The 19543-nt window shown below is 63.4% G+C and carries 14 protein-coding genes and 3 tRNA genes; 2 read left to right on the top strand and 15 right to left on the bottom strand.

Annotated elements, in window-relative coordinates; all coding sequences use genetic code 11:
* Positions 1-38: 38 nt before the first annotated feature.
* The 5 genes from ABWL39_RS09820 to coaD form a co-directional block, all read right to left on the bottom strand.
* Positions 39-113 (bottom strand) — tRNA-Thr (locus ABWL39_RS09820).
* 14 nt (positions 114-127) lie between these two features.
* Positions 128-201, bottom strand: a tRNA-Gly gene (locus tag ABWL39_RS09815).
* A 69-nt stretch (positions 202-270) separates the two neighbouring features.
* Positions 271-355 (bottom strand) — tRNA-Tyr (locus ABWL39_RS09810).
* A gap of 124 nt (positions 356-479) precedes the next feature.
* A complete protein-coding gene (locus tag ABWL39_RS09805; RefSeq protein ID WP_367789803.1) occupies positions 480-1430 on the bottom strand; it encodes a class I SAM-dependent methyltransferase in 951 nt (316 codons plus the stop codon).
* Positions 1430-1927, bottom strand: a complete 498-nt coding sequence (coaD, locus tag ABWL39_RS09800) for a pantetheine-phosphate adenylyltransferase (protein WP_367789799.1) — start codon at positions 1925-1927, stop codon at positions 1430-1432. The genes ABWL39_RS09805 and coaD overlap by 1 nt, the downstream gene beginning before the upstream one ends.
* A gap of 178 nt (positions 1928-2105) precedes the next feature.
* Between coaD and ABWL39_RS09795 the strand changes: the two genes are divergently transcribed.
* Entirely contained in the window at positions 2106-3236 is a 1131-nt protein-coding gene (locus ABWL39_RS09795; protein WP_367789796.1) for an ABC transporter substrate-binding protein, read from the top strand.
* A 58-nt stretch (positions 3237-3294) separates the two neighbouring features.
* On the opposite strand, the gene ABWL39_RS09790 is transcribed toward ABWL39_RS09795, so the two are convergent.
* The 4 genes from ABWL39_RS09790 to ABWL39_RS09775 are packed head-to-tail and all read right to left on the bottom strand — an operon-like array spanning position 3295 to position 7184.
* Positions 3295-4266, bottom strand: a complete 972-nt coding sequence (locus ABWL39_RS09790) for a peptide ABC transporter ATP-binding protein (RefSeq protein WP_367789793.1) — start codon at positions 4264-4266, stop codon at positions 3295-3297.
* Positions 4263-5243, bottom strand: a complete 981-nt coding sequence (locus tag ABWL39_RS09785; protein ID WP_367789790.1) for an oligopeptide/dipeptide ABC transporter ATP-binding protein — start codon at positions 5241-5243, stop codon at positions 4263-4265. Before ABWL39_RS09785 ends, ABWL39_RS09790 begins: the two co-directional genes overlap by 4 nt.
* A gap of 9 nt (positions 5244-5252) precedes the next feature.
* Entirely contained in the window at positions 5253-6170 is a 918-nt protein-coding gene (locus ABWL39_RS09780) for an ABC transporter permease subunit (RefSeq protein WP_367789787.1), read from the bottom strand.
* Between the two features lie 3 nt (positions 6171-6173).
* Entirely contained in the window at positions 6174-7184 is a 1011-nt protein-coding gene (locus ABWL39_RS09775) for an ABC transporter permease subunit (RefSeq protein ID WP_367789785.1), read from the bottom strand.
* Positions 7185-7401: 217 nt separating this feature from the next.
* On the opposite strand from ABWL39_RS09775, the gene ABWL39_RS09770 reads away from it, so the two are divergent.
* Positions 7402-7584 (top strand): hypothetical protein, encoded by a 183-nt coding sequence (locus ABWL39_RS09770; RefSeq protein WP_367789782.1) that lies wholly within the window; start codon positions 7402-7404, stop codon positions 7582-7584.
* Positions 7585-7635: 51 nt separating this feature from the next.
* On the opposite strand, the gene ABWL39_RS09765 is transcribed toward ABWL39_RS09770, so the two are convergent.
* From ABWL39_RS09765 to dnaJ, 6 genes are all read right to left on the bottom strand, one after another.
* On the bottom strand, positions 7636-9231 hold the full coding sequence (locus ABWL39_RS09765; RefSeq protein WP_367789779.1) for an ABC transporter substrate-binding protein: 1596 nt from the start codon (positions 9229-9231) through the stop codon (positions 7636-7638).
* 123 nt (positions 9232-9354) lie between these two features.
* Positions 9355-10953: an ABC transporter substrate-binding protein gene (locus ABWL39_RS09760; RefSeq protein WP_367789776.1), complete on the bottom strand. Its 1599-nt coding sequence runs from the start codon at positions 10951-10953 to the stop codon at positions 9355-9357.
* Between the two features lie 235 nt (positions 10954-11188).
* The gene (locus tag ABWL39_RS09755) at positions 11189-15055 is read right to left on the bottom strand and encodes a translocation/assembly module TamB domain-containing protein (RefSeq protein WP_367789773.1); all 3867 of its coding nucleotides are present in this window, start codon (positions 15053-15055) and stop codon (positions 11189-11191) included.
* 9 nt (positions 15056-15064) lie between these two features.
* Positions 15065-16783, bottom strand: coding sequence for an autotransporter assembly complex family protein (locus ABWL39_RS09750; protein ID WP_367789770.1), 1719 nt, complete (start codon positions 16781-16783; stop codon positions 15065-15067).
* A 151-nt stretch (positions 16784-16934) separates the two neighbouring features.
* Positions 16935-18053, bottom strand: a complete 1119-nt coding sequence (locus ABWL39_RS09745; protein WP_367789767.1) for a beta-ketoacyl-ACP synthase III — start codon at positions 18051-18053, stop codon at positions 16935-16937.
* 277 nt (positions 18054-18330) lie between these two features.
* Positions 18331-19458: a molecular chaperone DnaJ gene (dnaJ, locus tag ABWL39_RS09740; RefSeq protein ID WP_367789764.1), complete on the bottom strand. Its 1128-nt coding sequence runs from the start codon at positions 19456-19458 to the stop codon at positions 18331-18333.
* Positions 19459-19543: the final 85 nt, after the last annotated feature.

The following is a 19543-nucleotide window of genomic DNA, read 5'->3' as shown; positions in this document are numbered from 1 at the left end:
TTCCTTAAATTTCCGAAGATACTGGGAATCCAGAAGACTGGAGCCCATGGCCAGAATTGAACTGGCGACCTCTCCCTTACCAAGGGAGTGCTCTACCCCTGAGCTACATGGGCGCTTGACCTGATGGTGGAGCGGGTGAAGGGAATCGAACCCTCGTCGTAAGCTTGGAAGGCTTCTGCTCTACCATTGAGCTACACCCGCGGAGCCAAGCCGACTTAAAACCTCACTCGTCTCACGGATTACACTTCACTCCGCAAGCAAACATAAATCTGGTGGAGGGAGAAGGATTCGAACCTTCGAAGGCAGAGCCGTCAGATTTACAGTCTGATCCCTTTGACCGCTCGGGAATCCCTCCTGAATGAGCGGCGCATTATGGTGAGGTTGAAAGCAGCTGTCAAACACTATTTGCAGAAAATTTTTAATATTTTTCACGCGGCAATCAAAGCAATTGATTTGATAGGATTTTTTTATTCATCCAGTCAGAGCGCTCGTTTCACCATGCGCCAGCAGCGGTGAATCCGCTTGTTACGAAAATCGTCAGGAACCGTCTGGGCAGAGATTTCCTGAAGCTCACATTCGTCTACCAGCGATTCGTCCAGCTTGAAAGTGCGGAGATTGTTCGAGAAATACAGGACGCCGCCAGGATTCAGCAGGCGGAGGCACTGGCGGACCAGTAAGGGATGGTCGCGCTGCACATCCAGTATTCCCTGCATCTTGGCCGAGTTCGAGAAGGTGGGTGGATCCATGACGATCAGGTCGAAGCGCTCGCTCCGCTCCACCGCATCGTCGAGATAGCGGAACACATCGGCACGTACCATCTCGTAGCGAGGGCCGTCGAAGCCATTTTCGAGCAGATTGCGGCGTGCCCAGTCCTGATAGGTATTGGACAGGTCGACGGTAATGACCTCGGACGCGCCACCCGCCGCGGCATAGACACTGAAGCTGCCTGTGTAAGCGAACAGGTTGAGCACGCGCTTGCCGGCTGCCTCCTGCTCCACCATGCGACGCGTGTTGCGGTGGTCGAGAAACAGCCCGGTGTCGAGGTATTCGTCCAGATTGACGATGAAACGGTGTCTGCCCTCCCCCACGACGAAATCCACCCCCTCGCGCCCGGTCTTTTCATACTGCTCCAGGCCTTTCTGACGACGCCGCTGTTTCAGCGCCACGGCATCGAGCGGCAAGGCCAGGACATCGGCCACGCGCTGCCTCACCGCGTCCAGCCAGGACTGATAGTCGGCCTCGTCCATTTGCCAGCCGGTATCGACCTCCTGCAGGTGAACACGCTCACCATAGATATCAACGATCAGCGGAAATTCCGGGACGTCGCGGTCATACAGGCGATAGCACTGAATGCCGTTGCGGCGCGCCCATTTTCCCCAATGCTTGAGGTTCTTTCGCAGGCGGTTTTCAAATGCGGAGAGATCGGCCATCAGGACCCCTGCGCTGCGTTGTCGAGAAGATGCTGATACACCGCTTCCGGCACATACTGCTTGACCACCTGCTGCCAGCCGTCGGGGCCGACCAGGCCCTTCACCATGGTGGAGCTGACCTCGGCGATCTCGCGTGGCGGCATGAGGAATAGCGTGTCGATGTCCGGAAACAGGTCGCCATTGATATAGCGCATGGTGCGTTCGAACTCGTAATCGCTGGTGGAGCGGATGCCGCGCAGGATGTAGTTGGCCCCGATGGACTTGGCGTAATTGACGAGAAACTGGTTCTCGAAGGCCTCGACACGTAGATGCGGCAGGTGGCGGGTGCACTCCTTGAGCATCACCTTGCGTTCGCCGACACTGAAGGTGTAGCGCTTCTCGGGGTTGAGGCCGATTGCCACCACCAGCTCATCAAACAGCTTGACCCCCTGCTCGATCATCCAGAGATGCCCCTTGGTGACAGGGTCAAAACTACCTGCGTAAACCGCACGTTTCATTGCTGCGCTCCATCGGCGTAATTGCTTGCCTTGAGACTATAACATGCGCGCCCGGAGCGCCGTGGCAAGCGGTTCCCCCGGGAAAATCCCCGTGGCATTTTGGGCATCGTCTGCTTTAATGGATGGGCTCGACGTGTGCCGCCGGGCGAAAGACCCCTCACCCCCAAACGGAGTCTCCATGCGAATTGATGCTGTACTGAAATCTCTTCTGGCCGGCTGTCTCTGCGTGGCCATGGGCCAGGCCAACGCAGACCTCGTCATTGGCGAGTCGTCGCCGCTGAGCGGCGTGGCCGCCGAGACCGGCAACGCCTTAGCGCTTGGCGCCAAGGTGTACTTCGATCATCTGAATGCAAATGGCGGTATCAACGGTCAAACGATCAAGCTGGTCGTCAAGGATGACCAGTACCAATCCGCCCTCACGGCGCAGAATGCCAAGCAGTTGATCGAAAACGACAAGGCCATCGCGTTGATGAGCTTCTACGGCACAGCCAACGTGACCGACCTGCTTGCCAGCAAGCAGCTCGACAAGAGCCGCATTGCGCTGGTCGGGGTCTATACCGGCGCGCTCAGCACGCGGGACCCGTTCAACCCCTACCTCTTTCATACCCGTGCCGGCTACCACGACGAGGTGGAGAAGATTGTCTCGCTGCTGAGCAACCTCGGTATCTCGAAAGTCGGTGTGATGTTCCAGCGCGACCCGTTCGGCACGGCCGGCCTGGACGCCGCCAAGCGCTCGCTGAAGGCGCACGACATGCAACTGGTGGCAACCGCGACCTACGAGAAGGGCTCGGACGACGTGAAGGAGGCGGCCACGGCGCTGGCCAAGCTCAACCCCGACGCGGTGATGATGATCTCCATCACTCGCCCGACGGCGGCGTTCATCAAGCAGTTCCGCGAACTGGGCGGCAAGTCGCAGCTGTTCAACATATCCACCGCCAACTACGACGAACTGATACGGCAGGATGGCGCTCCAGCGGTTGCCGGCGTGGGCATCTCGCAGGTCTTCCCCTCACCCGATGCGGATCATCTCAAGCTGATCCGCGAATACCGCGACCTGCTGGCGCAGCATGCGCCGTCGGCGCGCCCGTCCTATGCCTCGCTCGAAGGCTACATCAACGCCAAGGTGCTGGCAGAGGGCATCCGCCGCGCCGGCAAGAACCCGACCAGGGAAGGCGTGATCAAGGCGCTCGACACGATGAAGGAATATGACCTCGGCAACTACAAGGTCAGCTTCAGCGACAAGCAGCATCAGGGCAGCAAGTATGTCGAGCTGACGATGCTGAACCAACGAGGCGAGCTGAGCCGGTAAGGGCTCCGCACCATGAAGAAAGGCCAGCATTGCTGGCCTTTCTTTTGCTCAGCCCCGGTCAGGCATTGATTTCCTCGACCCGGTGGCACGCCACCATGCGCTCATCAAACGGCCGCAGCAAGGGCACCTCCTGCTTGCAGCGTTCGACGGCGAACGGGCAGCGTTTGTGGAAGGCACAGCCGGATGGCGGATTGAGCGGACTCGGCAACTCGCCCTGGATCTTGATCTGCTGCCGCCGGTCTTCCTCGCGGATAGCCGGCGTGGCCGACAACAGTGCCTGCGTGTACGGGTGCAGCGGACGGCTGTAGAGCTTCTTGCTGGCTCCGTACTCGACGGTCGAGCCGAGGTACATCACCATCACGTCGTCGGCGACGTGCTCCACCACCGACAGATTGTGGGAAATGAACACATAGGCGATCTTGAACTCCTGCTGCAGGTCCATGAACAGGTTCAGTATCTGTGCCTGGATCGACACGTCGAGCGCCGACACCGGCTCGTCCGCGACGACGATCTTCGGGTTTAGGATCATCGCGCGCGCGATCGCCACGCGTTGGCGCTGGCCGCCGGAAAACATGTGCGGGTAGCGGTGGAAGTGCTCGGGACGCAGGCCGACCTTGGCCATGATGGCCTTCACCTTGTCCGTCCGCTCGGCCTTGCTGAGGCCGGTATTGATCAGCAGCGGCTCGTCCAGCACCGTGCCGATCTGCTTGCGCGGATTGAGCGATGCATAAGGGTTCTGGAACACCATCTGCACCTTGCTGCGCATCTGCTTGAGCGTCGTGCTGCCGGCCGTGGCAATATCGACGCCATCGATGGTCAGGTGCCCGCTCGTCGGCTGCTCGATCATCGTCAGGCTGCGCGCCAGCGTGGATTTGCCGCAACCGGATTCACCCACCACCGCCAGCGTCTTGCCGGCCGCGAGTTCGAACGACACGCCGTTCAGCGCCTTGACGGTTGCATGCCCCTTCAGGAAGCCGCGCGAGACCTCGTAGTGACGGGTCAGGTCCTGGGCAATCAATACCTTGCTCATACGGTCGGTTTTCCTTCCTTATCCAGCGGAGTGAAGCAGCGCACGCCGATGCCGTCGACCGATCCGATGGTCGGGCGTTCGCTCCGGCAGCGCTCTTGTACATAGGGGCAGCGCGGGCTCAACAGACAGCCCTTGGGCCGGTCGTAATGGCCGGGCACGATGCCAGGCAAGGTGGACAGCCGTTCGGCCCCCTTGCTGTGCTCGGGAATCGAGGCCAGCAGCGCCTGGGTATAGGGATGTTGCGGCCAGTGGAAGATGTCCGGCACGCGATTGGTCTCCACCACCTGTCCGGCATACATCACGTTCACCCGGTGCGCGATCTCGGCGATCACGGCCAGGTCATGGGTGATCATGATCAGCGCCATGTCCTGCTGCTTCTGCAGGTTGACCAGCAGGTCCATGATCTGTGCCTGGATGGTGACGTCGAGCGCCGTAGTCGGCTCGTCGGCAATCAGCAGCTTGGGGCGGCAGGCGATCGCCATCGCGATCATCACGCGCTGGCTCATGCCGCCCGACAACTGGTGCGGATAAGCATTGAGGCGCGATTTCGGGTCGGGAATCTCGACCATCTCCAGCAGCTCCAGCGCGCGCTTGTCGAGCGCCGCGCCGCGCAGGCCTTCATGCACCTTGAGCACTTCCTTGATCTGGTAGCCGACGGTGTAGCTCGGATTCAAGCTCGACAGCGCGTCCTGGAAGATCATCGCGATGTCCTTGCCGATGATCTTGCGCCGCTCGCGGTCGGAGATGGTCAGCAGATTCTTGCCGTCGAAGCTCAACTCGTCGGCCGTCACGCGGCCCGGCGCGTCGATCAGGCCCATCAGCGCCAGCATGGTCACGGACTTGCCGGAGCCGGATTCGCCGACGATGCCGACGATCTCGCCACGGTTGATCTCGAAGTCGATGCCTTCGACCGCGCGGAACGGGTTCGCCGGGTTGCCAAACGCGACGGAGAGGTTACGTATCTTAAGCAGGCTCATTCAAATACCTCATGCCACGCGTTTGAGTTTCGGGTCGAGCGCGTCGCGCAGGCCGTCGCCCATCAGGTTGAGCGCCAGCACCGAGAACAGGATGGTCAGGCCCGGCATGGTCACCACCCACCACGCGCGCTCGATGTAATCGCGCGCCGAGGCCAGCATGGTGCCCCACTCGGGCAGCGGGGGCTGTGCGCCCAGGCCCAGGAAGCCCAGCGCGGCGGCGTCGAGGATCGCGGACGAGAAGCCCATGGTGGCCTGCACGATGATCGGCGCCACGCAATTGGGCAGCACGGTGACGAACATCAGCCGCAGCGTGCCGGCACCGGCGACGCGCGACGCGATCACATATTCGCGATTGATCTCGGCCATGGCCGAGGCACGCGTCAGACGCACATAGTTGGGCAGGCTGACGATGGCGATGGCCAGCATGGTGTTGAACAGGCTGGGGCCGAGCACGGCGACGATGGCCACCGCCAGTAGCAGCGACGGCAGCGCCAGCATCACGTCCATCAAGCGCATGATCAGCGTATCGAAACGCGGGAAAAATGCAGCGGTGAGGCCCAGCACGATGCCGGGAATCATCGACATGACAACCGACATCAGGCCGATCGACAGAGACAGGCGCGCACCGTGGATCAGCCGCGAGAGGATGTCGCGCCCCAGGTCATCGGTGCCGAACAGGAACTGCGAGCTGCCGCCCTGCGCCCACGACGGCGGCGCGAGCATGAAGTCGCGATATTGCTCGATCGGGCTGTGCGGCGCGATCAGCGGCGCGAACAGTGCAGCGACGATCATGCACACCATGTAGATCATGGCGATCAGCGCACCGCGGTTGGCGGAGAAGCTCTGCCAGAACTCCTTGAGCGGCGACGGGTAGCTCATCGCCACGGCCTCGGGCGCCAGGCTGGCGGTTGTTGTTTGTGCGTTCATGGCTTACCTCGCGTGGCGGATGCGCGGGTTGATGACACCGTACATGATGTCCACCAGCAGATTGACGATGATGATCAGCGTGGCGGTGATCAGGATGCCGCCCTGCACCACGGGATAGTCGCGGCGGCTGATCGCATCGATCAGCCACTTGCCCACGCCAGGCCAGGAGAAGATGGTCTCGGTCAGCACTGCGCCGGCGAGCAGCGTGCCCACCATCAGGCCGATCACGGTGATCACCGGGATCAGCGCATTGCGCAGCGCATGCACGGCGATCACGCGGGTCGGCGACAGCCCCTTGGCGCGGGCGGTGCGCACATAGTCCTCGCGCAGCACTTCGAGCATCGAAGAACGCGTCATACGCGCGATGATCGCCAGCGGAATGGTGCCCAGCACGATCGACGGCAGGATCAGGTGCGACAGCGCGGACCGGAAGGCGCCCTCCTCGTCCGATAGCAGCGTGTCGATCAGCAGCAGGCCGGTCTTGGGGACGATATCGAACTCGAGGTCGATACGGCCCGAAACCGGCGTCCAGCCAAGATTGACCGAGAAGAACATGATCAGGATCAGGCCCCACCAGAAAATCGGCATCGACGAGCCGGTGATGGCAATGCCCATCACCGTGTTGTCGAACCAGGAGCCGCGCTTGATGGCGGCCAGGATGCCGGCGATCAGGCCCAGCACGGTAGCGAATGCCATGGCACAGATCGACAGCTCGACGGTCGCCGGGAACAGCTTGAGGAACTCGTCCATCACCGGCTCCTTCGTGATCAGCGACAGGCCGAGGTCGCCGTGCAGCGCCTTGGTCAGGTAGACCAGGTACTGTTTCCACAGCGGCAGGTCGAGGCCGAGGTTATGCATCGCGGCCTTGTACATCTCGGGGTCGAGTCGGCGTTCGCCGACCATGATCAGGACGGGGTCGCCCGGTATGAGGTGGATCAGGGCAAACGCGAGGAGCGTGATGCCGAGGAAGGTCGGGATCACCATCCCGATTTTCCTGAGGATGAAGGAGAACATGATTCAACCTATCGTGTAGGCTGAGCCAAAAACAAAACGCCGACCCGGACAAGGCTGGCGCGTTGTCCGTGATGGTCTGCCGTTGTGTGCTTGACAACAGCCCGTGGAATACACGAACCAGGGTCGCCGGTCCGTCACGAAATCGGAGTGCATCCGATGCGGAACACCGCGTCGCCGTTGGCGGGCGGGCCCCAAAAAGTGCGCGGATATTAACCGTTTGGTCCGCAAACAACAACTTGATTTATTGGATATTGCAGCGCAGCAAGACATGGTCATGAAGCGCGGGTTCCGCTACCAGTTAAAGGTAGGAAAGCATGCGCCGCCATTGCTGCAATCCCTCATAGCCAGACTGGAAAAGCTTGCTGGACGCGGCATTGACGAGCCGTTTTCATGCACCTGAATGCAAACAAACCGGCGATCGGCCGGTTTGTTTGTGTCACTGCGATGTGTGCTACCTGATATCGACGCCGTAATAGTTGTTTGTCCCCAGCGGCGACAATTTATAACCGACGACATTCTTGTGCATCGCAACGAACATGGTCGGGTGCGCCAGCGCCAGCCAGGGTGCCTGCTCCTTGAAGATCTTCTGCGCTTCGAGGTAGGCCTTGGTGCGGACGTTGATGTCCGAGCTGAGCTTGGCGCGATCGAGCAAGGCATCGAAAGGCTTGTCGCACCAGCGCGCGTAGTTCTCCCCGGTCTCGGCGGCGGCGCAGGACAGCAGCGGCGTCAGAAAGTTATCCGGGTCGCCGTTGTCACCGGCCCAGCCATTGAATACGAGATCATGTTCACCCGCCTTGGCGCGCTTGAGTAGCTCGCCCCACTCGATGGTCTTGATCGTTGCGTTGATGCCGATCTTTTTCAGGTCGGCCTGCAGCATTTCGGCACCCAGCTTGGGGTTCGGATTGATCGTGCCGCCACCGGGACGGGTCCAGATCGTCGTATCGAAGCCGTTGGGCAGGCCCGCCTGCTTCAACAGTTCACGCGCCTTGGCCGGGTTGTAGTCGTAATCCTTGATGTCCTTGTTGTAGCCCCACATGGTGGATGGGAAGGGGTTGACCGCTGGGCTCGCGGCCTCGCCGAACAGTGCCTTGACGTAGGACTTCTTGTCGAAGGCGAGCGAGATCGCCTGGCGCACCTCCTTCTTGTCCAGCGGCTTGTGCTGGGTGTTGAAGGCCAGATAGCCAGTCATCAACGCATTGAGCTCGCCGACCTGCAGCTTCGGGTCCCGGCGCAGATTGGGCACATCCGCCGGCAGCGGGTACAGCGCGATCTGGCACTCGCCGGCCTTGAGCTTCTGGATGCGCACGGCGGTATCCGGGGCGATCGCGAAGATCAGCTTGTCGATCGCCGGCTTGCCGCGGAAATAGTCCTTGAAGCCGTCATAGCGGATCTGTGCATCCTTTTCGTAGCGACGGAAGACAAAAGGGCCGGTGCCGATCGGCAGCTGGTTGAGCTGGTTGGTCTTGCCGGCCTTGAGCAGCTGGTCGCCGTATTCGGCCGAGAAGATGGAGGCGAAGCCCATCGCCAGATCGGCCAGAAAGGGCGCCTCGGGCTTGCTCAGCGTGAACCTGACGGTGTAAGGGTCGATCTTGTCGATGGACTTGATCAGCGTCGGGAACTCCATCCCGTCGGCGTAAGGGTAGCCGCGCGGGCTGACCTTGTACCACGGGTGGCTCTTGTCGAGCATGCGCTTGAAGGTCCATACCACATCGTCGGCGTTGAACTCGCGGCTCGGCTTGAAATAGTCGGTGGTGTGAAACTTCACCCCCTTGTGCAGATAGAAGGTGTAGCTCAGGCCATCCTTGGAGATGTCCCACCGATCCGCCAAGCCGGGCAGCACCTTGGTCGAGCCGCGCTCGAATTCGACCAGGCGGTTGTGCACCGCCTCCGAGGTCGCATCGGCGGTGACGGCGGCGGTGTACATCGAGATGTCGAAACCTTCCGGGCTCGCTTCGGAGCACACGGTCAACACCTTGGCAGCCTGGGCCTGGCTGCCCATGGCCAAGGCCAGTGCGGCTACCAGCGGTAGCCAGTTGCGTGTAGTCATACTCTCTCTCCCTGCTGGGTTTTATTGTGAAAAGGGACAGGTCGTACCTGTCCCTTTCTTGTTGTCTAAGAGGCGGTTCACGACCTCGCAGCAAGATCGTGAACAGCCTCTAAGCGATGCCGTTTACTTCAGGCCCACGCCGTAGAAGGAGTTCAGACCGAATGGGCTGATCTTGAAGCCTTCCACGTCCTTGCGCATCGGCTGGTAAACCGTCGAGTGCGCGATCGTGGTCCATGGCAGTTCCTTCTTGAAGATCTGCTGTGCCTTGGTGTAGTACTCGGTGCGCTTCTTCGTGTCGGTGGTCTGCTTGCCCTTGACGATGAGGTCGTCGAACTCCTTGTTGCACCACATCGCGTAGTTGTTGCCGCCCACGGCCTCGCAGCCCAGGTTCACGCCGAGCCAGTTGTCCGGATCGCCATTGTCGCCGGTCCAGCCCACGAGCATTGCGTCATGTTCGCCAGCCTTGCCGCGCTTCAGGTACTCGCCCCACTCGTAGCTGACGATCTTGGCCTTGATGCCGACCTTGCCCCAGTCGTTCTGGATCATTTCGGCCATCAGCTTGGCGTTGGGGTTGTACGGGCGTTGTACCGGCATCGCCCACAGGGTGATCTCGGTGCCCTCGGCAATGCCGGCCTTCTTCAGCAGGGCCTTGGCCTTGTCCGGGTTGTAGCCGGCATCCTTGATCGACTTGTCGTAGGACCACTGGGTCGGCGGCATCGGGTTGGTCGCGGCCTGGCCTGCGCCCTGATACACGGCGTCGATGATCGCCTTCTTGTTGATCGCCATGTCGAGCGCTTCGCGTACTTCGAGCTTGTCGAGCGGCTTGTGCTTGACGTTGTAGGCGAGGTAGCCCAGGTTGAAGCCAGCCTGGCTCGGTACGGTCAGCTTCGGGTCCGCCTTCATGCCGGCCAGGTCGGCCGGACGCGGGTAGGACATGATTTGGCATTCGCCGGCCTTGAGCTTCTGGTAGCGCACCGACGGGTCGGTGGTGATCGCGAAGATCAGCTTGTCGAGCTTGACCTCGCCCTTCTTCCAGTATTCCTTGTTGGCATCATAGCGAATCGACGCATCCTTCTGGTAGCTCTTGAATACGAAGGGACCGGTGCCGATCGGCTGCTGGTTGATCTGCTGCGGCTTGCCATCCTTGAGCAGCTTGTCGGCGTACTCGGCGGACAGGATCGACGCGAAGCTCATGGCCAGATTCTGCACGAACGGGGCGTCGATTTTCTTCAGCACGAAGCGCACGGTGTAGGGGTCGACCTTTTCCACCTTGGCGATGTTCGCATCCATGCCCATGTCGGAGGCGTACGGGAACTCGACCGGATAGGCTTTGCGGAAGGGCTGATCCTTGTCGATCATGCGGGTGAAGGTGAAGACCACGTCGTCGGCGTTGAAATCACGCGTCGGCTTGAAGTAGTCGGTGGTGTGGAACTTCACACCCTTGCGCAACTTGAAGGTGTAGGTCAGGCCATCGGGCGAGATCTCCCAGCTTTCGGCCAGGCCAGGCTGTACCTTGGTGGCGCCGCGCTCGAATTCGACCAGGCGGTTGTAGACGGCTTCAGCCGAGGCATCGAAGGTGCCGCCGGCCGTGTACGGGCCAGGGTCGAAGCCTTCCGGGCTCGCTTCGGAACAATAAACCAGGGTCTTGCCGGCAGCGAAGGTGGTGCCGGCAATGCCAACCAGCGCGGCAGTCACGGCGAGTTTCAGCAGCTTGTGTTGCATGTCTTTTCCTCTCAGACGGTGTTGTATGGGTATATATCAAGATCACCGCTGGCGATTCGGGGTTGCCCCTGGATCGTCCAGACAGCGTCCTACAGCCTGAATGCGTATGCACGCACGGGCGATAACTTATCACGACCATCGCGCGGGCGGCAGCCAGCCAGTCTCGCAACGTGACTTGAGTGTAGTCGGCTGTTGCAAAAATGCCCACAAACCGGGCTGGCGGTCGGGACCGGGATCAGTCGAAGGCGTGGGTGTAGAACAGGTCGACCTGGCTTTGCTGCTGGCCGGCACGCGCCACGAAGGAGAGGCTGCGGGTGAGCTGGTAAGTGAGCTTGAGGGCGGCGCTGGCCCCCGTCAGGCCTTGCTCGTAGGCAAGGTAGGCACGATCGGACAGGCGCTTGCCGAGCGTCACCACCTGGGTCGACAGATTGCTTTCGCCATTGCTGCTGGCGCTGCTGCCATTGCTGCCGTTGCTCGTCGTGTTCTCGCTCTGGCCGATGCTGATCTCGTCGAGCCCCACGCTGTCGGCCAGCGACTTGACCAGCGAGTTGGCCGTATCGCCGCCCAGCAGGCCGCTCGCCACCATCAATAGCGAAGCGGCATCGCCCTGCTTCAGCCCCGAGCTGGGCTTGCCGAGCACCAGCCAGGACAGTTTCTCGGCATCCGGCATCGGCGTGTCGGAGGTGAGCTGGACGCGTGGCGCCAGCGCCGTACCGCTGACCTGCACGCCGACCTCGACGCTCAGCCCCGGGCGGATGGCGACGATGTCGAGCAGCGGATTGTCGATCGGTCCCTGAAAACTGATGTTGCCGCGGCTCACGCTCAGGTTCTGGCCGTAGGCGGTATAGCGCCCCCGCGTCACGGTGACCGTGCCGGCCGCCGTCAGCGCACGCTTGGGCGCGGCCCGGAGCAGCACCGAGCCGCCCAGCGTGGCGTCGAGGCCCTTGCCGCGCACCGTCAGGCGCTCGCCCAGATCGAAGCTGGCCGTCAGGTAGAGCGGCAGCGAACCGCCTTTCTTCGCATTGCGCGGCGCGCGGCCGACCACCACGACATCGTCGCCGAGCGCCGGCACATCACTATTGCCGACTTCGAAGTGGCCACTGTCGGCACTCAGCTTGGCATCGATGTGCAATTGCTGGTCGACATAGCGCACACCGCCCTCACCCGTCACCGTCAGTTGCCGGTCAGGCCGGGTGAGCACGGCAAACTGTCTGGCCACCAGCTTCATGTCGACACTGGGCATATCCAGCCCGAGCAGCAGCGTGCCGCTGCCGGTCAAGGTGCCCTTGCCTGCCGCCAGATGGAAGTCCTGCATTACCACGCGGTCCTGCTGGAACACCGCACTGACGCGCCCATCCTTGAAATCGACACCGCGCTCCGGGTCGCTCAGTTTCACCTCGCTGGCCTTGAGCCAGCCGGCCAGATTGGGTTTGCCGACGAAACCCTGCGCACGCAGGTCGACCGCCAGGCGCCCGCCCAGCTTCGTCACCGGGCCGAGCAGCGGGCCCGCCCAGGCGATGGAGCTCATCTCGCCGGCCAGCTTCCAGGCATACGGTGTCGTGCGTGACACCTGCCACCCCTGCTCGCCACGGGTGACGAATACATCCACGTCGCCCGCCAGCGCGCCGAGCGTGGTCGACTTGAGCTCGGCCTGGCCCGTCAGGTGGTCATTCACGGCGCGCAGCACTATCGCGGCACGCTCGAGCTTCATCGGCAGCCCGTCGGCGGAGCCGACCTCTTCGAGCACCAGGTCGCCGCGCTGGCGGGTGAGTTCGAGCGTGCCGTTGAGATGGTCGGCGAGCTTGAGATCCCAGCGCAGCCCGAACACCAGGTCGGTACTGAGCGGCAGCTCCCTGCCCGAGAAACGGATCAGGCTGGCCAGATCGACCGCCTGCGCCGCACCCCGCGTACTGACGCGCCCGCCGGACCAGTCGAGCGTGTCCAGCTGAAGCTCGGTGTCGATGAGCTTCAGCCGGGCCGCACCGAGGCTGGCGGCGTCGGGCGCCAGCGCCAGGCTCACCGGTGCCATCAGGGCGACGGCGTAGCGCCCCTTGTTGTCGAGCCGCTGCAGCGTGCCCTGCCAGTGCCAGCCATCGCCGAGCGCGCCATGGGCAGCCAGGCTCATGTCCACTGCGGTATCGGCGAGCTGGCCTGTCGCCACGAACGCCAGGTCGTGGGCCGCACGCGTGCCGGCCAGCGTCAGCTCGGCCTTGTCAATGTGCTGGCCGCCCGCTTGCACGCCAGCGGCCGTCACCTTGGCATCGGCGCGCCCTGTGGCGCTGGCCTGCAGCTTCAGCGTCGCGGCCAGATGCTCGATCGTCGTATTGCCCGGCAGGCGCAGGCCGTCGACCTGCATGTCGCCCTCGACCGCCACCTGCGCAAACGGCCCGCTCAGGGTGATCTTCCCCTTGGCCTTGCCGGCCAGCGGCAAGCCCGGCAACGCCAGGTCGGGCGCATCGATGTCGAGCAGCAGCCTGTCGTCGGCCAGGCCCAGCCGTCCTTTCGCCCGCAGCGTGTTGGCGGCAACACGCAGGCTGAGATCGGCCTGTTCGAGCCGCGTCGGGCCAATGGCCAGCGCGCCCTCGCCGGATAGCGGAATACGGCCATAGTGGCTGTCCAGCAGCTTGAACTGGGCGTCCACCCGCCAGTTCGGCTTGAAGGCGCCATGCGCCTTGGCGGTGAGATTGAACTCGGAGCGCGGCATGGCCACAAAGGCATCTGGATGGAAGCGGCGCAGCACCACCTCGGCCGCGTAGTCGAGCCGGGAATCCAGCCCCAGCCGGCCGCTGATGTCGGCCTCGCCGCCGGCGTGGGTGAACCGCGCGCGCTCGATCACGATGGCCTCATGCCCGGTCTGGCGGGCCCAGCGCATCGCACCGGCAAGCCCGAGACGGGGGTCGGCCAGCTCGACTTCGAGACGCGGCTCGATCAGCGGCCCCGTCAGCTTGAGCGTGCCGCTCGCCGCGCCCTTGACCAGGCTTGAGTAGATCGAACGGGGATCAATCGCGCGGGCCTCGCCAGAGAGCGCCAGCGCCCCGGTGGCAGCACTGCCGTTGACGCGCAGCGAGCCGCCGGCGCGATAGGCGGTCAGCTCGTGGGCAAGCAGGCGCTTCCCATCAAAATGCAGCTCGCCGGCCAGGCGCTCGACCGGGATGCGCCCGGCATCGATCGCGCCGGCCTCCCCGTTGGCGAGGTCGACATGGCCGCGCCAGCCGCCGGCCGCCGGCTCGACATAGACACCGCCGGCCAGCCTGGCCTTGGGCGCGCCGGGCAGGAATACCGGCAGCTCGACATCACGCAGCTCGGCCCGCAGCGAGTGGATACGCCCGGGCAGGCTGGTGGCGAACGGCACCAGCCGCGCATCGAGCACCACACCCGCATCGCCGCTGCGCAGTTGCGACGCCACGCGCAACTGGCGCAGGTTGCCGCTCAGCGTCGCCGTGCCGCTGACCGGATGAGTATCGAGGCCGCCATCGAAGGCGACCGAGCCATCGAGCGCATAGGGCGCATCGCCCGTCAGCGCCAGGCGCCCGTTGGCGCGGCCCCACGGGGTATGCAGCGAGGCCAGCTGCAGCCGATGGCGCAGGCCGTCGCTACTCAGTGTTGCGGCGATGCCGGTGAGCTCAAGCTTGCTTTGGGCGAGCCACAGCCGGCCGATGCTCAGCTGCCCGACTTCGAGCGCGAGCGGCAGGCGCAGTCTGGTGGGAAATGGTGTCGGCTGGTCGCTGGGCTTGCTGTCGATGGTGAGGCTGCCGATGGTGAACGAGGCGATGTCGAGCTTGCCGTGCAGCAGCGCGAGCGGCCGCCAGTCGAGCTCGGCCCGGTCGACCCGGGCATGCGTGTCGCCGACATCGAGCTTGAGCCCGAGCACGGTCAGGTGGCGCCGCAGCGAGCCGCTCGTATGATCGATCGCCAGCGTGCCGGCGGCCAGCCGGTTGATGGCCGCCACGCTCCATGACAGGCCGCGCTCGCTGCCGAGCAGCAGCCCGAGTCCAACGAGGATGAACACGGCCAACAGCAGCGCTGCCAACACCGCGCGCAACGCACGGCGCGCGAAGGAGCGGCCAGGCCGTGAGGGAGCAGGAGGAACGGTGTCAGCCATCGGGTTAGGTCAGAAAGCCACGCCGAGCGTGAAATGCAGGCGCCACTTGCGGGCATCCTCGCCATAGGCGAGATCGAGGGCAAACGGTCCGACCGGGCTCTTCCAGCGCGCGCCTGCACCATAACCGCGGGCGAAATGAAACGACTGCCAGGATTCCGCCGCATTACCCGCATCGACGAATACGGCGGCCCGCCAGTTGCCGACCACATGCTGCTGGTACTCGACCGAGGTGGTTGCCATCACCTTGCCGGGCTGGACGCCGCCCTCGGCCGGCACGCCGAGGCTCTCGAAGGCGTAGCCACGCACCGAGCCCGAGCCGCCGACGCGGAACAGCCAATCGGTCGGCACGCGGGCAGCGTCTTCCGCCACCACCTGCCCGGCCTCGCCGCGCAGCTGCACCGTGCGCCCGGCGCCAAACGAGTGGTAGAGCACGCCGCGCGCGTAGCCGCGCACGAACGAGGTATCCGACAACATGCCACGCACCGCGCCCGCGCTCTGCAGCTCGATCACATTGCCGCGGCGCGGGTCGAGCACGTTGTCGACATCGCGGCGCACCCATTTGTACGAGAGCGTCAGCGCCTGGTTGCTGGTGTGCACGTCGCCGAGCGTCGCATCCTCGGTCAGATAGCTGACGCCGAGCGAGGTGGTGATGATGCCCTTGCTGCGCGAGCGGGTCGCACCGGTTTCCTTCTTCGCCGTCACCAGGCCCTGGGCCTCCTGCCGGTTGATGCGCGCGTAGGCGCCGTCGTAATAGCCCTTTGCATTGCGCGGCAGGTCGATGCCGACTTCCCCGGTCTGCTGGCGCTGCTCGATGGTGGTCTTGGCACGGAACAGCCAGCCCCGGTCGAGCACGTTGTTGTAGCGGTAATCGGCCTCGGTGCGTGCCCCCTTGTCGGTGCCATAGCCGACGCCGAGCGAGATCTTCTGCAGCGGCGCCTCGACCACGGTCACCTTGACCGGCACCTGCTCGGGTGCGGCAGGGTCGGTTTCCACCTCGACATACACCGACTTGAAATAAGGCGTGGCCAGCAGCGCGGATTGCAGCTCGCTGAGCTTGGCATAGTCGTATGGGTCGCCGGGACGGATTTCGTGCAGATGGTCGACGATCGCCTGCGGATAACGTTGCAAGCCGGCCACGCTCACCGCCCCCAGCGTGAAACGCGGTCCGCTGTCGTATTTGACGCGGAGCTGCGCGCGGTTGCTCGCCGGGTCGATGCGCGCCTCGCTGTCGGCGACTGTGGCAGCCGGGAAGCGATCGGTCAGCAGCACCTGCAAGGCGCGGCGCTTGGCGTCCACCCAATCGGCCTGGCGAAACTGCAGCCCCGGCTTCAGCGGCCAGGCCCGCTGCATGGCACGCTTGCGGCGCTCGGCATCGGGCTCGTCATTGAGCGCGCCGTCAACGGTCAGGTCGAGCGTATCGATCAGGGTCGGCTCGCCCGCCTGCACCTTCAGCCCCACCTGCCAGTGCTGGCCGGTCTCGCTGAGCGTGGGCGTGATCTTCGGCGAAAAATAGCCCTCGGTCGCCAGCAGGTCGGCCGCCTGCGCGGGCATGTCGCGATAAAGCCGGCGCAGCTGGTCGGGCGACATCAGCTCGTTGCCGCGATATTTGACGATGTCGAGATAACGCTCGAGCAGCGATGTCAGCGCCGAGTCGTCAGCATCGACCTCGACGCTGTAGCCGAAGTCGGCCGCGTAGGCAGCCCTTGCCAGGGCCAAGGCCAGCATCATGCATCCCACCTGAAATCCGCGAACCCGCGTCAATACCGTCCCCCTCGCTGCCATCCATTGATTCTACGTGAGGCGCAGAGCGGCTTCCAAGCTCGCGGCATGAAAAAACCGCGGGCGCACCCGCGGTTTGTCGTTGCAGCCGCTGCGGCGTTCAGAGCTTGCGCAGGATCACGCTACCGACCGAATAGCCCGCGCCGAACGACGAAATTACGCCCAGCTCGCCGGCGGCCAGATCGCCCGAGTACTTGTGGAAGGCGATGATGGAGCCAGCCGAGCTGGTGTTCGCGTATTCGTCGAGGATCACCGGTGCCTCTTCGAGCGAGGCATCGCGCCCCAGCAAGCGCTTGACGATCAGCTGGTTCATCGCCAGGTTGGCCTGGTGCAGCCAGTAGCGTTTGACGTCGGTCGGTGCGATGTCGTGAGCCTGTAGATGGCTGCCGACATGCTCCGCCACCATCGGGCAGACTTCCTTGAACACCTTGCGGCCTTCCTGCACGAAGAGCTTGTCGCGGGCGCCTATGCCCGACTCGTCGAAGCGGTTGAGAAAGCCGAAGTTGTTGCGGATATTGTTCGAAAACACCGTCGCCAGCTTGGTGCCGAGCACCTCGAATGAGCCGGCTTTCGCCTCGCCTTCGGCCTCAAGCACGACGGCCGTGCACACGTCGCCAAAGATGAAGTGGCAATCGCGGTCGCGGAATTCGAGGTGGCCCGAGCAGATTTCCGGGTTCAGCACCAGCACCACGCGCGCCGTGCCCGCCTTGATCGCGTTGGCGGCCTGCTCGATACCGAAGGTCGCCGAGGAGCACGCCACGTTCATGTCAAAGGCGTAGCCACCACACCCCAGCGCCTGCTGGATTTCGATCGACACCGCCGGATAAGGCCGCTGCATATTGGAGCAGGCAACGATCACCGCATCGACCTCGTCGGCGCGGCGGCCGGCGTTGGCCAGTGCCTCGCGCGCCGCCGCCACGGCAATCTCGGCCTGCAGCGACAGCGCCTCGTTGGGGCGCTCGGGAATGTGCGGATGCATGCGAGCCGGGTCGAGAATACCGCTCTTTTCCATCACATAGCGGCTCTTGATGCCCGATGCCTTCTCGATGAATTCGACGCTGGACGGCGCCAGCGGTGCCATGTCGCCGGCCTCGATGGCTGCGCGGTTGGCTTCGTTGGTCAGTGCGACATATTCGTTGAAGGCGGCGACCAGCTCTTCGTTGCTGATCGAATAAGGCGGGGTATAGAGTCCGGTACCGCTGATGACGACTCGTTGCATGGTGGGGGATTCCTGCTTCGTACCGTAAAGGCGGCAAGTTTAACCGATCCGGCCCCGCAAGGCAGCCCCAGCGCTCACGCCAGCGTCAATATGCATTTGAAATAACTGGTAAAAACGAACCGAGCAAGAGCTTGCTCCAGGCCTTGACGGATGGCAAGGCATGCAAGTTGCGCGGCACCGCTGCCCGGCTACCAGCTCAGCCCTTTCCAAGTCCGAAAAAAACGGGCCGTCTCCGGCCCGTTTTTCCTGCCCCACCCAAGGCGGGCGCGAGCGGTGTTCAGCTGAAGAAGTCCTTGACCTTGTCCATCCACGACTTGGCGCGCGGGTTGTGCACGGCGCTGTCGCTTTGCGAGATTTCCTCGAACTCGCGCAGCAGTTCTTTCTGCCGCGAGGTCAGGTTCACCGGCGTTTCCACCACGACATGGCACATCAGGTCGCCCGGGATCGAGCCACGTACCGGCTTGATGCCCTTGCCACGCAGGCGGAACACCTTGCCGGACTGGGTTTCCGCCGGGATCTTGATCTTCGCCGCGCCATCGAGCGTGGGGATTTCGATCTCGCCGCCGAGTGCCGCAGTGGAGAAGCTGATCGGCATCTCGCAATGCAAGTCCACGCCATCACGCTGGAATACCGCGTGCTCCTTGATGTGCATCTGCACATACAGGTCGCCGTTGGGGCCGCCATTGGTGCCGTGCTCGCCTTCGCCAGCCAGGCGGATGCGATCGCCCTCGTCGATCCCGGCCGGAATTTTCACCGACAAGGTCTTGTGCGACTTGACGCGGCCCGCGCCATGGCAGGTGTTGCATGGATCGGGAATCACCTTGCCGGTGCCGTGGCAGGTCGGGCAGGCCTGCTGGATCGAGAAGAAGCCCTGCTGCATGCGCACCTGGCCGTGGCCACCGCAGGTCGAGCAGGTCTTGGCCTGCGTGCCGGGCTTGGCGCCGCTGCCGTGGCAGGTGCCGCACTCTTCCATGGTTGGGATGCGAATCTGCTTCTCGCAGCCGCGCGCAGCCTCTTCGAGCGTGATTTCGAGGTTGTAGCGCAGGTCCGCGCCACGGTAGACATTCGAGCGCCCGCCGCCCCCCCGGCCGCCGCCGAAGATATCGCCGAAGATGTCGCCAAAGGCATCGGCAAAGCCGCCGAAGCCTTGTCCGCCACCGCCGCCCATGCCGGCCTGCGGATCGACGCCGGCATGACCGTACTGGTCATAGGCCGCGCGCTTCTGATCGTCGGAGAGAATTTCGTAGGCCTCCTTGGCCTCTTTGAACTTCTCTTCCGCCTGCGGATTATCCGGGTTGCGGTCCGGATGGTATTTCATCGCGAGCTTGCGATAGGCCTTCTTGATGTCGTCTTCCGACACATCGCGATTCAGGCCCAGCACTTCGTAGTAGTCTTTTTTCGACATGGTCGTTCACATCGTCATTTGCAGCACGCCATCGTGCGCCGCAGCTCACGGGCGCGATGGCCTTCATCACGAAAACGGCCGGACC

Source organism: Chitinivorax sp. PXF-14, from assembly GCF_040812015.1.
Taxonomy (GTDB): Bacteria; Pseudomonadota; Gammaproteobacteria; order Burkholderiales; family SCOH01; genus JBFNXJ01.
Note: the sequence above shows the minus strand (reverse complement) of the source record. Positions and strands in the feature narration are given on the sequence as shown.

Coding starts and splice junctions, on each gene's coding strand:
- ABWL39_RS09790 (WP_367789793.1), bottom strand. CDS start 4,266: ATGAGCAAGGTATTGATTGCCCAGGACCTGACCCGTCACTACGAGGTC.
- ABWL39_RS09795 (WP_367789796.1), top strand. CDS start 2,106: ATGCGAATTGATGCTGTACTGAAATCTCTTCTGGCCGGCTGTCTCTGC.
- ABWL39_RS09760 (WP_367789776.1), bottom strand. CDS start 10,953: ATGCAACACAAGCTGCTGAAACTCGCCGTGACTGCCGCGCTGGTTGGC.
- ABWL39_RS09780 (WP_367789787.1), bottom strand. CDS start 6,170: ATGAACGCACAAACAACAACCGCCAGCCTGGCGCCCGAGGCCGTGGCG.
- ABWL39_RS09765 (WP_367789779.1), bottom strand. CDS start 9,231: ATGACTACACGCAACTGGCTACCGCTGGTAGCCGCACTGGCCTTGGCC.
- ABWL39_RS09745 (WP_367789767.1), bottom strand. CDS start 18,053: ATGCAACGAGTCGTCATCAGCGGTACCGGACTCTATACCCCGCCTTAT.
- dnaJ (WP_367789764.1), bottom strand. CDS start 19,458: ATGTCGAAAAAAGACTACTACGAAGTGCTGGGCCTGAATCGCGATGTG.
- ABWL39_RS09775 (WP_367789785.1), bottom strand. CDS start 7,184: ATGTTCTCCTTCATCCTCAGGAAAATCGGGATGGTGATCCCGACCTTC.
- ABWL39_RS09755 (WP_367789773.1), bottom strand. CDS start 15,055: ATGGCTGACACCGTTCCTCCTGCTCCCTCACGGCCTGGCCGCTCCTTC.
- ABWL39_RS09785 (WP_367789790.1), bottom strand. CDS start 5,243: ATGAGCCTGCTTAAGATACGTAACCTCTCCGTCGCGTTTGGCAACCCG.
- ABWL39_RS09805 (WP_367789803.1), bottom strand. CDS start 1,430: ATGGCCGATCTCTCCGCATTTGAAAACCGCCTGCGAAAGAACCTCAAG.
- coaD (WP_367789799.1), bottom strand. CDS start 1,927: ATGAAACGTGCGGTTTACGCAGGTAGTTTTGACCCTGTCACCAAGGGG.
- ABWL39_RS09750 (WP_367789770.1), bottom strand. CDS start 16,783: ATGATGCTGGCCTTGGCCCTGGCAAGGGCTGCCTACGCGGCCGACTTC.